The organism is Amycolatopsis sp. NPDC114478, from assembly GCF_055633805.1.
Genome location: NZ_JBVKDO010000019.1, coordinates 91434 through 105431 on the forward strand (window position 1 = coordinate 91434; position 13998 = coordinate 105431).

The 13998-nt window shown below is 72.2% G+C and carries 13 protein-coding genes; 6 read left to right on the forward strand and 7 right to left on the reverse strand.

Annotated features, from left to right (window positions below; genetic code table 11):
- On the forward strand, positions 1 to 1005 hold the full coding sequence (gene fgd, locus ACZ7OH_RS39190; protein WP_470285523.1) for a glucose-6-phosphate dehydrogenase (coenzyme-F420): 1005 nt from the start codon (positions 1 to 3) through the stop codon (positions 1003 to 1005).
- Between the two features lie 49 nt (positions 1006 to 1054).
- Here the strand turns inward: fgd and ACZ7OH_RS39195 are convergent, their stop codons facing one another.
- The 4 genes from ACZ7OH_RS39195 to ACZ7OH_RS39210 form a co-directional block, all read right to left on the reverse strand.
- Positions 1055 to 1258, reverse strand: coding sequence for a hypothetical protein (locus ACZ7OH_RS39195; protein WP_470285524.1), 204 nt, complete (start codon positions 1256 to 1258; stop codon positions 1055 to 1057).
- Positions 1259 to 1339: 81 nt separating this feature from the next.
- Entirely contained in the window at positions 1340 to 2494 is a 1155-nt protein-coding gene (locus tag ACZ7OH_RS39200) for an acetyl-CoA C-acetyltransferase (protein ID WP_470285525.1), read from the reverse strand.
- 8 nt (positions 2495 to 2502) lie between these two features.
- On the reverse strand, positions 2503 to 3273 hold the full coding sequence (locus ACZ7OH_RS39205; RefSeq protein ID WP_470285526.1) for an SDR family oxidoreductase: 771 nt from the start codon (positions 3271 to 3273) through the stop codon (positions 2503 to 2505).
- Positions 3270 to 4415, reverse strand: a complete 1146-nt coding sequence (locus ACZ7OH_RS39210; protein ID WP_470285527.1) for an acyl-CoA dehydrogenase family protein — start codon at positions 4413 to 4415, stop codon at positions 3270 to 3272. The genes ACZ7OH_RS39205 and ACZ7OH_RS39210 overlap by 4 nt, the downstream gene beginning before the upstream one ends.
- Positions 4416 to 4497: 82 nt before the next feature.
- Between ACZ7OH_RS39210 and ACZ7OH_RS39215 the strand changes: the two genes are divergently transcribed.
- Genes ACZ7OH_RS39215 through ACZ7OH_RS39235 form a run of 5 tightly spaced genes read left to right on the forward strand, consistent with a single transcriptional unit; the run spans position 4498 to position 9953 of the window.
- On the forward strand, positions 4498 to 6030 hold the full coding sequence (locus ACZ7OH_RS39215; RefSeq protein WP_470285528.1) for a FadD3 family acyl-CoA ligase: 1533 nt from the start codon (positions 4498 to 4500) through the stop codon (positions 6028 to 6030).
- The gene (locus tag ACZ7OH_RS39220; RefSeq protein WP_470285529.1) at positions 6027 to 6872 is read left to right on the forward strand and encodes an enoyl-CoA hydratase; all 846 of its coding nucleotides are present in this window, start codon (positions 6027 to 6029) and stop codon (positions 6870 to 6872) included. Before ACZ7OH_RS39215 ends, ACZ7OH_RS39220 begins: the two co-directional genes overlap by 4 nt.
- A complete protein-coding gene (locus ACZ7OH_RS39225; protein WP_470285530.1) occupies positions 6872 to 8002 on the forward strand; it encodes an acyl-CoA dehydrogenase family protein in 1131 nt (376 codons plus the stop codon). The genes ACZ7OH_RS39220 and ACZ7OH_RS39225 overlap by 1 nt, the downstream gene beginning before the upstream one ends.
- On the forward strand, positions 7999 to 8913 hold the full coding sequence (locus ACZ7OH_RS39230; protein WP_470285531.1) for an acyl-CoA dehydrogenase family protein: 915 nt from the start codon (positions 7999 to 8001) through the stop codon (positions 8911 to 8913). Before ACZ7OH_RS39225 ends, ACZ7OH_RS39230 begins: the two co-directional genes overlap by 4 nt.
- On the forward strand, positions 8910 to 9953 hold the full coding sequence (locus ACZ7OH_RS39235; protein WP_470285532.1) for an acyl-CoA dehydrogenase family protein: 1044 nt from the start codon (positions 8910 to 8912) through the stop codon (positions 9951 to 9953). The genes ACZ7OH_RS39230 and ACZ7OH_RS39235 overlap by 4 nt, the downstream gene beginning before the upstream one ends.
- On the opposite strand, the gene ACZ7OH_RS39240 is transcribed toward ACZ7OH_RS39235, so the two are convergent.
- The 3 genes from ACZ7OH_RS39240 to ACZ7OH_RS39250 form a co-directional block, all read right to left on the reverse strand.
- Positions 9950 to 11764: a flavin-containing monooxygenase gene (locus ACZ7OH_RS39240; RefSeq protein WP_470285533.1), complete on the reverse strand. Its 1815-nt coding sequence runs from the start codon at positions 11762 to 11764 to the stop codon at positions 9950 to 9952. The genes ACZ7OH_RS39235 and ACZ7OH_RS39240 overlap by 4 nt on opposite strands.
- 90 nt (positions 11765 to 11854) lie before the next feature.
- Entirely contained in the window at positions 11855 to 13027 is a 1173-nt protein-coding gene (locus ACZ7OH_RS39245; RefSeq protein WP_470285534.1) for a GAF domain-containing protein, read from the reverse strand.
- Positions 13028 to 13108: 81 nt separating this feature from the next.
- Positions 13109 to 13852, reverse strand: coding sequence for a zf-HC2 domain-containing protein (locus ACZ7OH_RS39250; RefSeq protein WP_470285535.1), 744 nt, complete (start codon positions 13850 to 13852; stop codon positions 13109 to 13111).
- Positions 13853 to 13998 lie beyond the last annotated feature (146 nt).

Sequence of the window (13998 nt, forward strand, 5' to 3'; positions counted from 1 at the left end):
GTGGCGCTCAAGGTCGGATACAAGGCGTCGGCGGAGCAGTTCGGGCCGCGGGACCTGGTCGAGTACGCGGTGCGTGCCGAAGAGGTCGGCCTCGACTCGGTCTGGGTGTCGGACCACTTCCTGCCGTGGCGCCACGAGGGCGGCCACGCGCCGTGGGCGCTGGCGTGGATGCCGGCGGTCGCCGAGCGCACGAAGCGGGTGCAGATCGGCACGAGCGTGCTGACCCCGACGTTCCGGTACAACCCGGCCGTGATCGCCCAGGCGTTTGCGACCATGTCGCTGCTGTCGAACGGCCGCGTGATCCTCGGCGTCGGCACGGGTGAGGCGCTGAACGAGATCGCCGTCTCCGGGCGCGAATGGCCGGAGTTCAAGGAGCGCTTCGCCCGCCTGCGCGAGTCGATCAAGCTGATCCGCGAGCTGTGGACCAGCGACAACGTGAACTTCAAGGGTGACTACTACCAGCTGGTCGACGCCAAGATCTACGACCGGCCGGAGCAGCCGGTGCCGGTGTACGTCGCCGCGGGCGGCCCGGTGGTGGCCAAGTACGCGGGCCGCGCGGGTGACGGGTTCATCTGCACCTCGGGCAAGGGCATGGACCTCTACACCGAGAAGCTGATGCCCGCGGTGAAGGAAGGCGCGGAGGCGGCCGGGAAGTCCCTCGAGGACGTCGACCGGACGATCGAGATCAAGCTGTCCTACGACCGCGACCACGAGAAGGCCCTGGAGAACACCCGGTTCTGGGCGCCGCTGTCGCTGTCGGCGGAGCAGAAGCACAGCGTGTCCTCGGCCGAGGAGATGGAACGGCTGGCCGACGAGCTGCCGATCGACCAGGTCGCCAAGCGCTGGATCGTGGCGTCCGACCCGGACGAGGCCGTGGCGCAGATCAAGCCGTACCTCGACGCGGGCCTGAACCACCTCGTCTTCCACGGCCCGGGCCACGACCAGGAGCGCTTCCTGAGCCAGTTCTCCGAGGACGTGCTCCCGAAGCTGCGCGCCCTGGGCTGAGCCCGAAGTCCGCCCGGCCGGCACTGCCGGCCGGGCGAACCGGGACGGCTCAGTGCACTTCGACCGTCGACTTCACGGCCTTGTCGCCTTTGTAGACGTTGCAGACCGCCGTGCTGGTCTTCCCTACGCGGACCCACGGCCCCGTGCGGTCGTAGTCGATGGCCCACTTGGACGCCGCGGCGCTCCTCGCCTCGGGATGCGTGACCTTGCAGTCGTCGGGATCGGCGGACGCCGTTCCCGTGCCGCCGCGCATCGTCGGATTCGGCTCGACCGTAGATCCACTTCTCCGCTCGGGGACACGGTCGACCCCGGCCAGTGGCCGCATCCGGACGGCTCAGGACAGGCGTTCGATGATGGTGACGTTGGCGGTGCCGCCGCCTTCGCACATCGTCTGCAGGCCGTAGCGCCCCTCGCGGCGCTCCAGCTCGTGCAGAAGGGTCGCGAGGAGCTTCGTGCCGGTCGCCCCGATCGGGTGACCGAGGGCGATGCCGCCGCCGTTGACGTTGACCCGCGCCGGGTCCGCGCCCGTTTCGTCCAGCCACGCCAGCACGACGCTGGCGAACGCCTCGTTGACCTCGAACAGGTCGATGTCCTCGATGGTGAGCCCCGCGCGACGCAGCGCGTGGGACGTCGCCGGGATCGGGCCCGTCAGCATCCACACCGGGTCCGCCGCGCGCACCGACAGGTGGTGGATGCGGGCCCTCGGCGTCAGGCCGTGTTCCTCGACGAACGCTGCCGAGGCGAGCAGCGCCGCGCTGGCGCCGTCGGAGATCTGACTGGCCACCGCCGCCGTCAGGCGGGATCCCTCGCTCAACGGCTTCAAGCCGCGCATCCGCTCCAGCGAGGTGTCCCGGCGCGGCCCTTCGTCGTGCCGGAAGTCGTCGACCGGCGCGATCTCCGCGTCGAACCGCCCGGAATCGATGGCCGCGAGGGCCCGCTGGTGGCTGCGGAACGCGTACTCCTCCATGGCCTCCCGGCTGATGTCCCAGTGTTCGGCGATCATGTCGGCGCTGCGGAACTGCGACACTTCGACGCTGCCGTAGCGCTCCTGCCAGCCCTTCGAGCCGGAGAACGGGTCGTCGAAGCCGTATTCGCGCCCGGCCAGCATCGCCGCGCTGATCGGGATGCGGCTCATGTTCTGCACCCCGCCCGCCAGCACCAGATCCTGCGTCCCGGACATGACGGCCTGCGCGGCGAAGTGCACCGCCTGCTGGCTCGACCCGCACTGCCGGTCGACCGTCACGCCGGGCACGTGGTCCGGGTAGCCGGCCGCAAGCCACGCCGTGCGCGCGATGTTGCCCGACTGCGGGCCGAGGGTGTCGGTGCAGCCGAGGATGACGTCGTCGACGAGGTCCGGGTCGACGCCGGCGCGTTCGACGACCGCCCGGATGACGTGTGCGCCGAGGTCGGCGGAGTGCCACCCGGACAGCGCGCCGCCGCGCCGGCCGACCGGGGTGCGGACGGCGTCGAGGAGGAAGGCTTCGGGCACGGGAGCTCCTAGGGGTGCTGGCTGCTGACGGAGACGACTTCGCCGGTGAGGTAGCTCGCGTAGTCGCTGGCGAGGAAGACCATGACGTTGGCGACCTCCCACGGTTCGGCCGCGCGGCCGAACGCCTCGCGTTTCGTGAGGTCGTCGAGGAGTTCGTCGCTGGTCACCTTGGCCAGGAACGGGTGCATGGCCAGGCTCGGCGCGACGGCGTTGACGCGGACGTGGTGCTCGGCGGCGTCGAGGGCCGAACACCGCGTCAGCGCCATGACCCCGGCTTTGGCGGCGGCGTAATGGGCCTGACCGGCCTGGGCGCGCCAGCCGATCACCGAGGCGTTGTTGACGATCGCGCCTCCGCCGCCTTGGGCGACGAACTGCTTCAGCGCCGCGCGAGTGCAGCGAAAAGTGCCGGTGAGGGTGATGTCGAGGACGCGGGACCACTCGTCGTCGGTCATGTCCAGGACCGATTTCGTGCCGCCCAGCCCGGCGTTGTTGACCATGACGTCCAGGCGTCCGAAGTGGCCGACGGCGCCGTCGATCAGCGCCTGGACCTGGTCTTCCTTCGTGACGTCGCAGCGGAGGGCGTGCACCTTGCCCAGCTCGGCCAGTTCGGCGGCCTTCTCGCCCAGCCGCCGTTCGTGCCAGTCGGAGATGACGACGCTCGCGCCTTCTTCGAGGCAGCGTCGCGCGACAGCCGAACCGATGCCGGTGCCGGCCGCCGCGGTGACCACGACGACCTTGCCGGACAACAGGTCGTGGCCAGGTGGGTACTGCGGGATCACGGGCGGGCCTCCCTCGGCAGGCCGAGCACGCGCTCGGCGATGATGTTCCGCTCGATTTCGTCCGACCCGCCGTAGATGGTGTCGGCGCGGGTGAACAGGTAGAGCCGCTGGGCGTCGTCCAGTTCGGCCCCCTCGGCGACCAAGGAACGCGCGCCGCGGGCGCGCATGGCGAGTTCGCCGAGCCCGCGGTGCCACTGGGCCCACAGGAGCTTGCCGACCGCGACCTCCGGTCCGGCCGGGCGGCCCAGCGTCCGCAGGGCGTGGGCGCGCAGGACGCGCAGGCCGAGGCGGGCGCGGGTGAGGTCGGCGCGCAGCAGCGGGTCGTCGTAGGTGCCGAGCCGTTTCGCCTCGGCGGTGATGTCGTCGAGTTCGCGGCGGAAGCCGATCTGCTGGCCCAGCGTGGAAACCCCGCGTTCGAAGCCGAGCGTGGCCATGGCGATCTTCCAGCCCTCGCCGGGCTCGCCGACGACCCGGTCGGCGGGCGTGCGGGCGTCGTCGAAGAAGACTTCGTTGAACTCCGACGTGCCGGTCAGCTGCTGGATCGGCCGCACGGTCACGCCGTCCTGGCGCAGCGGCACCAGCAGGTACGACAGCCCGTGGTGGCGTTGTGACCCCGGTTCGGTGCGGGCCACGACGAAGCACCAGTCGGCCACATGTGCGAGGGACGTCCAGATCTTCTGGCCGTTGACGACCCATTCGCCGTCGCGCAGGACCGCCGACGTCGAGACGGCGGCCAGGTCCGAACCGGCACCGGGCTCGGAGTAGCCCTGGCACCAGAGTTCTTCGACGCCGACGATCTTGGGCAGGAACCGTTGTCGCTGCTCCGGCGTGCCGAAGGCGATGAGCGTCGGGCCGAGCAGCTGTTCGCCGATGTGGTTGACCCGGGCGGGGGCCCCGGAGGCCGCGTACTCCTCGTGGAACGCCACTTGGTCGTCGAGGGAGAGACCGCGGCCGCCGAACTCCGCCGGCCAGCCGACGCACGTCCAGCCCGCGGCGGCGAGGTGGCGTTCCCAGGCCAGGCGCAGGTCGAACGCCTCGTGCTCGCGTCCCGGCCCGCCGAGGCCCCGCAGCCGCGCGAACTCGCCGGTCAGGTTGTCCGCGAGCCAGCCCGCGACCTCGCGGCGGAATCGCGTCGGTTCCACGCACGCCTCCTTGCTGCCGGGCCGGTCCGGCACCTAGGGTAATGAGAACACGTTCTAGTTTGTCGGTCCAGAGGAGGGTGCGGTGGGACAGACCACGATCCCGGCCGTCGTCCGCGATGCCGCCGCGAAGTTCGGCGCCGCGGAGGCACTGGTCGACGGCGATGTCCGACTCGGCTTCGACGCGCTTCTGGAACGTGTTCAAGCGGTCGCGCGGGCCTTCGTGGCCCGGGGCGTCCAGCGCGGTGACCGCGTCGCCGTCACCCTCCCCAATACCCACCACTGGGTCCTCACGGCGCTGGGCGCGCTCTACGCGGGCGCGTCCCTGGTGCCGGTCAACACCCGGTTCACCGCGGCCGAGACCGTCGACCTGCTGGTTCGCAGCCGGGCGAAAGCCCTGGTCGTCGCCGCGGACTTCCTCGGCGCGGACCGCCACGCCGCGATCGTGGCGACCGGCGCCGCCCTGCCGGACCTCGGCACGGTCGTCCGGGTGCCCCTGGAGCAGCCGCACCGGCCGGTGCCGGGCACCCTCGGCTGGGACGGGTTCCTGGACCTCGCCGAGCGGGTTCCGCTCGCCGAGGTCGAAAGCCGCGCCGACGCCGTCCAGCCGGACGACGTCAGCGACATCCTGTTCACCTCGGGCACGACCGGCCACTCGAAGGGCGTGCTGTCGGCGCACCGCCAGGTGGTCGGCGTCGCCGCCGCCTGGGCGGAGTGCGGCCGGGTCACCGCCGACGACCGGTACCTGGTGATCAACCCGTTCTTCCACAGCTTCGGCTACAAGGCCGGTATCGTGGTCTGCCTGCTGACCGGCGCGACGATCGTGCCGCAGGCGGTGTTCGACGTGCGGGCCGCCCTGGAGCTGATCGAGCGCGAACGCGTCTCGGTGCTGCCCGGCGCGCCGACGATCTTCCAGTCGCTCCTCAACGAACCCGAGCCCGGCGACCTCTCGTCGTTGCGGCTGGCGGTGACCGGTGCCGCCGACGTGCCGCAGGCGCTCGTCCGGCGCATGCGGGCCGAGCTGGGCTTCGACATCGTCCTGACCGCGTACGGCCTCACCGAAGCCGTCGTGGTGACGATGTGCCGCCCGGGCGACGACGCCGAGCTGGTCGCGCGCACCTCCGGCCGGGCGACGGCGGAGTTCGAGGTCGGGATCCACGGTTCGCCCGGCGAGGTCGTCGTCCGCGGGCCGAACGTGATGCTCGGCTACCTCGACGACCCCGAGGCCACCGCGAAGGCCGTCGACGAGCAGGGGTGGCTGCACACGGGCGATGTCGGCGAACTCGACGCCGAGGGCAACCTCACGCTCACCGGCCGGCTCAAGGACATGTACATCTGCGGCGGGTTCAACGTCTACCCGGCCGAGGTCGAACACGCGCTGACCGAGCTGGCGGGGGTCCGGGACGTCGCCGTCGTCGGCGTCCCGGACGAGCGGCTCGGCGAGGTCGGCAAGGCCTTCGTCGTCGGCACCGGCCTGACCGAGCCGGACGTCCTGGCGTTCTGCCGCGAGCGGCTCGCCAACTACAAGACCCCGCGGTTCGTCGCGTTCCTGGACGAGCTGCCCCGCAACGCTTCCGGCAAGGTGCTGAAGCGGCTGCTGACCGAGGAGAACGCATGAGTGAACCGGTGGTCCGTTACGAGCGGCGCGGGCCGGTCGCGGTGGTCACGATGAACCGGCCGGACTACCGCAACGCCCAGAACTCGGCCATGACCTACGCGCTCGACGACGCCTTCGCCGAGGCCGTGAACGACCCCGAGGTGAAGGTGATCGTGCTGGCCGGGGAAGGCAAGCACTTCTCCGCCGGGCACGACATCGGCAGCCCGGGCCGGGACGCGGACCAGACGTTCGACCGCCGGGCCGTCCTGTGGTGGGACCACACCGACCGGGCCGGCTGTGACCAGCGGTTCGCCCGCGAATCCGAGGTCTACCTCGGGATGTGCCGCCGGTGGCGGGAAATCCCGAAGCCGATGATCGCCAGCGTCCAAGGGGCGTGCATCGCCGGGGGACTCATGCTGGCCTGGGTGTGCGACCTGATCGTCGCCGCGGACGACGCGTTCTTCGCCGATCCCGTGGTGCGCATGGGGATCCCGGGTGTCGAGTACTTCGCGCACCCGTGGGTGCTCGGCCCCCGCGCGGCCAAGGAAGTGCTGTTCACCGGCGAGCGGTTCACCGTCCAGCAGGCCAAGGAATGGGGCATGGTCACCCGGATCGTGCCGCGCGCCGAGCTGGAACAGCACACCCTCGAACTGGCCGAAAAGATCAGCGGGATGCCGCAGTTCGGGCTGGCACTGGCGAAGAAAGCCGTCAACCAGGCCGAGGACCTGATGGGTCTGCGGTCCGGAATGGACTCCGTGTTCGGGCTGCACCACCTGGCGCACGCGCACAACGCGGAGACGTCGGAAGACTCGCTGGGCGGCCAGTCGGCGCGGTCGATGCGTGACGCGAACAAGGGGACGTGATGGACCTCGACATCGACGACGCCTCCGCAGCCTTCCGCGACGAAGCCCGGTCGTGGCTCGCCGAGCACGTGCGGACGTTGCCGTCGATGGACACCGCCGAGGGCTTCGCGGCCCACCGCGAGTGGGAGGCCGAACTGGCCGACGCGCGGTGGTCGGTCGTGTCGTGGCCGCGCGAGTACCACGGCCGGGACGCCTCGATGCTGCAGTGGCTGCTGTTCGAGGAGGAGTACTACGCGGCGGGGGCGCCGGGGCGGGTGAGCCAGAACGGGATCTTCATGCTCGGCCCGACGCTGTTCGCCCACGGGACCCAGGAGCAGCGCGACCGGATCCTGCCCGCGATGGCGACCGGTGAGCAGGTGTGGGCGCAGGCGTGGTCGGAGCCCGAGGCGGGCAGCGACATCGCCGCGTTGCGCAGCACGGCGGTGCGCACCGACGGCGGCTGGCTGCTGTCGGGGCAGAAGACCTGGAGCTCCCGGGCCACCTTCGCCGACCGTGCGTTCGGCCTGTTCCGCACCGACCCGGACGCCCAGCGCCATCACGGCCTGACCTACTTCATGGCCGATCTGAAAGCCGACGGCGTCACGGTCCGGCCGATCCCGCAGCTGGACGGCGAACCCGGGTTCGCGGAGATCTTCTTCGACGACGTGTTCGTGCCGGACGAGGACGTCATCGGGGAGGTCGGCCAGGGCTGGCGGGTCGCGATGACGACGGCGAACAACGAGCGTGGCCTGTCGCTGCGCAGCCCGGGCCGGTTCCTCGCCGCGGCCGATCGCCTGGTCGGCCTCTGGCGGTCCCACGGCGCCGAGGAGTCCACAAAGGACCGGGTGGCGGACGCCTGGATCGGGGCCCGCGCCTATCAGCTCTACACGTTCGGCACGGTCAGCAGGCTGGCCGAGGGTGGCGAACTGGGCCCGGAGTCGAGCGTCAACAAGCTGTTCTGGTCGCACTTGGACGTCGAACTCCACGAGACGGCGCTGGACGTGCTCGGCCCGGCCGCGGAGACCGACGAGGCGTGGGTGAACGGCTACCTGTTCTCCCTCGCCGGGCCGATCTACGGCGGCACCGACCAGATCCAGCGGAACACGATCGCCGAACGGCTGCTGAAGCTGCCGAGGGAGGCCCGCCGATGAGGTTCCAGCTCTCGCCGGAGCACCGGCAGTTCGCCGCGACGCTGCACGAACTGCTGGGCGGGGCGGACACCGCGGCCGCCGCCCGGGCCTGGGCGGCGGGGGAGCACGAGCGCGGCCTCAAGCTCTGGCGCGCGCTCGCCGACGTCGGGATCTTCGGGCTGCTCGTGCCCGAGGCCGACGGCGGCCTCGGCGCCGGCCCGGTCGAGCTGGTGATCGCCTTCGAAGCGCTCGGCTACCACGCCGTCCCGGGCCCGCTCGTCGAGTCGGCGGCGGTCGCCCCGGCGCTGCTGACCGGCGACCGGCTCACCGCACTCGCGGAAGGCGACCTCGTGGCCACCGTCGCCGCCCCGCCGGAAGTCCCCTTGGCGCTCGACGCCGACATCGCTGGAGCCGTGCTGGACCTGACCGGCGCGGAGCTGGAACCGGAGAGCGACCTCGTGCGGTCGATCGACCCGGCCCGGCGGCTGTTCCGGGTCCCGGCCGCACCGGCCGCCGGCGAACCCGCGTTCGACCTGGGCGTCCTGGCCGTGTCCGCCCAGCTGCTCGGTGCGGGCCAGTGGCTTCTGGACACGTCGGTGGAGTACGCGAAACAGCGCCGCCAGTACGGCCGCGCCATCGGCGAGTACCAGGCGATCAAGCACCTGCTCGCCGACGTCGCGACCCGGCTCGAACTCGCGCGCCCGCTGCTCCACGGCGCGGCCGTCGCCGGCGGCACGTTCGCCCGCGACGTCTCGGCGGCGAAGGTCATGGCGGGCGACGCCGCCCACCTCGCCGCCCGCACGGCCCTGCAGGTGCACGGCGCCATCGGCTACACCGCCGAACACGACCTCGGCCTGCGGCTGACGAAGGTGCGGGCCCTCGCCGGCGCCTGGGGAACCGGGTCGTTCCACCGGACGCGGGTGCTGCGATGACCGATCCCCTGGAAACCGAGGAAGCCCAGGCCCTGCGGGACGCCGTCCGCGCGCTGCTGACCCGCCGGTCGGGCCCCGAGGCGGTGCGGGCCGCGATGGAGTCCCCGCTCGGCTACGACGACAAACTCTGGTCGACGCTGTGTGAACACATCGGCGTGGCCGCCCTCGCGATCCCCGAGCACTACGGCGGTGCGGGTGCCGGCCTGGCCGAGATCTGCGTCGTCATGGCGGAACTCGGCCGGACGCTGACCGCCGCCCCGCTGCTCGGCTCCGCGGTGCTGTGCGGGGATGCGTTGCTGCGCACGGGAAACGACGAAGCCTGCGAACGGCTGCTGCCGGGCATCGCCGCGGGCACCACCCTCGCCGCGGTGGCCTGGGCCGACGAGAACTGGTCGTCGGCGCTCACCGCGTCGGACACCGGACTCGACGGCCGCGCGCACTACGTCCTCAACGGCGACCTCGCGGACGTCCTGCTGGCCGTGGCCCGCACCGCGGACGGCATCGGCCTGTTCGAAGTGCCCGTCGACGGCGTCCGCCGCGAGCGCGTCACCACGCTCGACCCGACCCGGCGGCTCGCCGTGGTGGACTTCGCGTCGACGCCGGCCCGGCGCCTCGACACCGAGGGGTTCGACCAGCAGCTCGGGAAGCTGCTCGACACGGCGGTGACCGCGGTGGCCGCCGAGCAGGTCGGCGCGGCGGCCCGAGCGCTTGAGCTGACGGTCGAATACACGAAGCAACGCCGGCAGTTCGGCCGTCCGATCGGCTCGTTCCAGGCGCTGAAGCACCGGATGGCCGACGTGCACGTCCACGTCGAAGCGGCCCGGTCCGCCCTGTACACGGCCATTGTGGACGGTGACCCGGAAGCCGTCGCGACGGCGAAAGTCGTGTGCGGCGAGGCGTTTTCCCACGCGGCGGCCGAGATGATCCAGCTGCACGGCGGCATCGCGATCACCTGGGAGCACGACGCCCACCTGTACTTCAAGCGCGCCCACGGGACCGCCCTCCTCTTCGGCGATCCCGTGCGCGCGCGCCCGGGCTAGGCCAGGTGGTGCACCTCCTGCAGCCCGTAGACCGGCGTCGGGATGCCCTCGGCGCGGGCCTTGAGCTGCAGGGCCAGGTAGAGCGAGTAGTGGCGCGACTGGTGCAGGTTCCCGCCGTGGAACCACAGCCCCTCCTGCTGCGTGGGCTTCCACATGTTCCGCTGCTCGCCTTCCCAGGGACCGGGGTCCTTGGTCGTGTCCGAGCCGAGACCCCACACCTTGCCGACCTTGTCCGCGACCTCCTGGCTGATCAGGTCCGCCGCCCAGCCGTTCATCGACCCGTAGCCGGTCGCGTAGACGACCAGGTCGGCCTCCAGCTCGGTGCCGTCGTCGAGCTTCACGGACGTCTCGGTCAGCTCGGCGACCTGGCCGTGCGCGAGCTTGACGTCGCCGTTGGCCACCAGGTCCGCCGCGCCGACGTCGATGTAGTAGCCCGAGCCGCGGCGCAGGTACTTCATGAACAGGCCGGAGTCGTCGTCACCCCAGTCGTGCCGGAAGCCCGCCGCTTCGAGGCGGTCGTAGAACTCCTGGTCGCGCTCCTTGATCGCCGCGTACACCGGCTGCTGGAACGTGTGCATGATCCGGTACGGGAGCGAGGCGAACGTCAGGTCCGCCTTTTGCGTCGTCATCCCGGCGGCCAGCGCGCGCTCCGAGTAGAGGTCCCCGAGGCCGAGGTCCATCAGCGAGTCCGACTTCACGATGTGCGTGGAGCTGCGCTGGACCATCGTGACGTCGGCACCGGCCTCCCACAGCGCGCCGCAGATGTCGAACGCCGAGTTGTTCGACCCGATGATCACGGCCTTCTTGCCGCGGTAGGCGTCCGGGCCGGGGTGCTGCGAGCTGTGGTGCTGCTCGCCGCGGAACCGGTCCTGGCCCGGCAGCACCGGGACGTTCGGCTTGCCCGACATTCCGGTCGCCAGCACCAGCTGTTTCGGCCGCAGCACGACCTCGTCGCCGTCGTGGTCGAGGACGACGGTCCACTCCTTCGCCTCTTCGTCGTAGGAGGCGCTCTTGCAGGTCGTCGACGACCAGTAGTTGACCTCCATGACCTTCGTGTACATCTCGAGCCAGTCGGCGATCTTGTCCTTCGGCGCGAACACCGGCCAGGTGCGCGGGAAGTCCAGGTAGGGCAGGTGGTCGTACCAGACCGGGTCGTGCAGGCACAGCGACTTGTACCGGCCGCGCCACTGGTCGCCCGGCCGCGCGTACCGGTCGACGACCACGTGCGGCACGCCCAGCTGGCGCAGCCGCGCACCCAGCGCGATCCCGCCCTGCCCGCCGCCGATGACGACGACGTACGGCTGGCGGGTCGTGCCCAGCTCTTCCGCTTCCGCCTGCCGCGCCTCGGCCCAGGTGACGCGCTCGCGGTTGATGCCGTGCTCCGCGCCCTTCGGCCGGGCGGTGCCGAGCGGCTCTTCGTGGCCCTTCAGCTCGTACAACGTCGTGAGGAAGGTGAACGCGCCTTCGTCGTTGAGCCGCAGGTGGCCGCGGGCGCGGCCGACGGCCGTTTCGAACCCGATCCAGGCATCGACGATCCCGCCGGCCTCGGTCGGCTCCTCGGTGGTGTGGAAGCCGGTCGCGTCGGTGCTGTCCATGGTGGCCAGCAGGAGATCCTTGACGCCGTCGCGGTTTTCGACCGTCTTGAGGTTCCAGGTGAAGGCGATCAGGTCGCGCCAGAACGACGTCGTGGCGAAGAGGGCGGCTGCCCGGTCGGCGTCCCGGGCCGCGAGCGCGGCCTCGAAGTCGGCGAGCCAGCCGTCGACGCGCTGCCGGGCATCGAGGGCCGCGGCCGGTTCGAGGGTCTGGGTCATGAGCGGACCTCCCCGTCTCGGGCACCGTCATCGTCGGCGGCGCGTTCAGCGCAGCAAACCCCGGCGGGCGGGGTGCGCGTAAGGGTTGCCCTAGGGTTGCATCAGCAGGACTTCGACGCCCGGCGCGAACCGGTACGGGCGGCCGAGCAGGAGGCCGCCGATCAGCTTGCGCAGCCGGGACAGCTCCGCGCGCACGGTCACCAGGTGCGTCCGGTCGCCGTAGAGCGTCTCCGACAGCTGGGCCGCCGACACGCCGGCCGGGCCCGCGGTCGCGATCAGCCGCAGCAGGTCGGCCTGCCGCTTGCCGAGCGGGTGTGTCCACCTCGCCGAGCCTTCGACGATCGCGCGCGGTGGGTCGAGTTCGAGGGTGAGCCTGAGGGTTTCGCGCCGGCTCGGCCGCAGGAGCCAGCCCCCGGGCACCGGTTCGGGCTCGCACGCGCCGATGCCGCGGACCGCGACCGGGACGCCGGGGCGGGGCGCGGCGACGCGGTCGATCCCGTGGACGCCGTGCTGCGCGGCCACCCAGCCGTGGTCGTCGACGACGAGCCCGGTCGTGCTCAGCAGGTGGCCCGACAGCCGGCGCAATGCTTCGAGGCGGGCTTCGTGGCGCTGGTGGAGGATGGCCTCGGCGAGCCGCACCGACGTCCCGACCAGGGCGACGGTCATCGGGTGCACGGTCTCGGCCGGGCCGCTGACGTCGACGATCCCGAGCAGGTCGCCGGTGCGCGGGTCGTGCACGGGGGAGGCGGTGCAGGTCCAGGTGTGGTGCGAGCGGACGAAGTGCTCGGCGGCGAACATCTGCACCGGCGCGGCTTCGGCCAGCGCGGTGCCGATCGCGTTGCTGCCGATCGCGGGTTCCGACCAGGTGGCGCCCTCGGTGAAGCCGAGCGAGTCGGCGCGGTGGCGCACTCGCCGGGCCCCTTCGCGCCAGAGGACGACACCGTCGGCGTCGGTGACGACCATGAGGTGGTGCGCGTCTTCGGCGACCGACGTCAGCGCGCCGCGCAGCTCGGGCAGGACCTCGTTCAGCCGGCAGACCGTCCGCCGCCGTTCGACCTCGGCGGCCCCGACGGGATCGGGGGCGGGCGGCCGGTCGGGGTCGACGCCCTGTGCGGCGACGCGGCGCCAGGACCGTTCGACGAGCCGGCGCGGCGCTTTCGCCGGCGCGCGCCCGGCGAGGACGGCGTCGTGGATGCCGGCGAGCAGCCGGGCGTGCCCGGCGACGTCGGTGCCGGGCCGGACCGCGCAGACTTCGTCGTCCACCGCCACCTCCTGGGCCGGGCTTCACGGTAACCCGGGGGAGCGGGGTCGGGGCAACCTTCGCGCAACCCCCGGCCCGGATGGTCAGCCGGTGAGGCGGGCCGCCGAGCCCGGCAGCTCGCGGTTCGCCTCGTCCAGGCCGCGCGCCACCGACCGGCACGCGCCGCAGCCCGCGATGTGGTCCGCGACCACGCTCGCCCGGCGCGGGGACAGCGCGCCCCGCACCCACGCACCCATCCGGCGGCGCGGCTCGCGGCAGACCGGCTTCTCCGCGTCGGGCACCTGGACCTGCAGGTACGCCTGCCGCAGCCCCTCACGCGCCCGCATCGCCAGCGCCGACACGCTGTTCGGCGACAGGCCCAGCAGCGGCGCCACCTCGGTCGGCGTGTCGCCCTCGGCCTCGGTCCGCCAGAGCACCGTCCGCCACCGGCCGGGCAGCGTGCAGTACGCCGACCACGCGAGCTTCTCGTGCGACCGGTGCAGGGCCAGCTCGTCGGCGCCGCTCGAGCTCGTCTCGGGGACGGTCTCGCACAGCTCGACGCGGCTGCCCTGCCGGCTCCAGCGGCACACCAGGTTCCGCAGCGTCACGACGAGGTAGGGCCGCAGGTCGCCGTCCGGCCCGCCGCCCGCGCGCACCACGGCCAGCACCCGGGCGAACGTCTCGGCCACCAGGTCGTCGCGCTCCGCGGGCTGCTTCGCCCACGCCGCCGCGGTCCGGCGCAGCGGCCCGGCGTGCCGCCGGAACAGGGCGCCGCCGGCGTCGAGGTCGCCCGCGCGGAACGCGGCGAGCAGCACGGCGTCCGGCGGCTCGGCGGCGGCATCCCACATCGGCACTCTCCGTGGCCTGCTGGCACTCAAAGTAAGAGGTACGGCAGTGTACGGCACAGCGGCCCGCGGACGCACTCCGCGCGACGGCCGCCCGCGTCGTCCACAGTGGACTCCTGGTGCGCGATCGCTTTCCCGCCTTTACGATC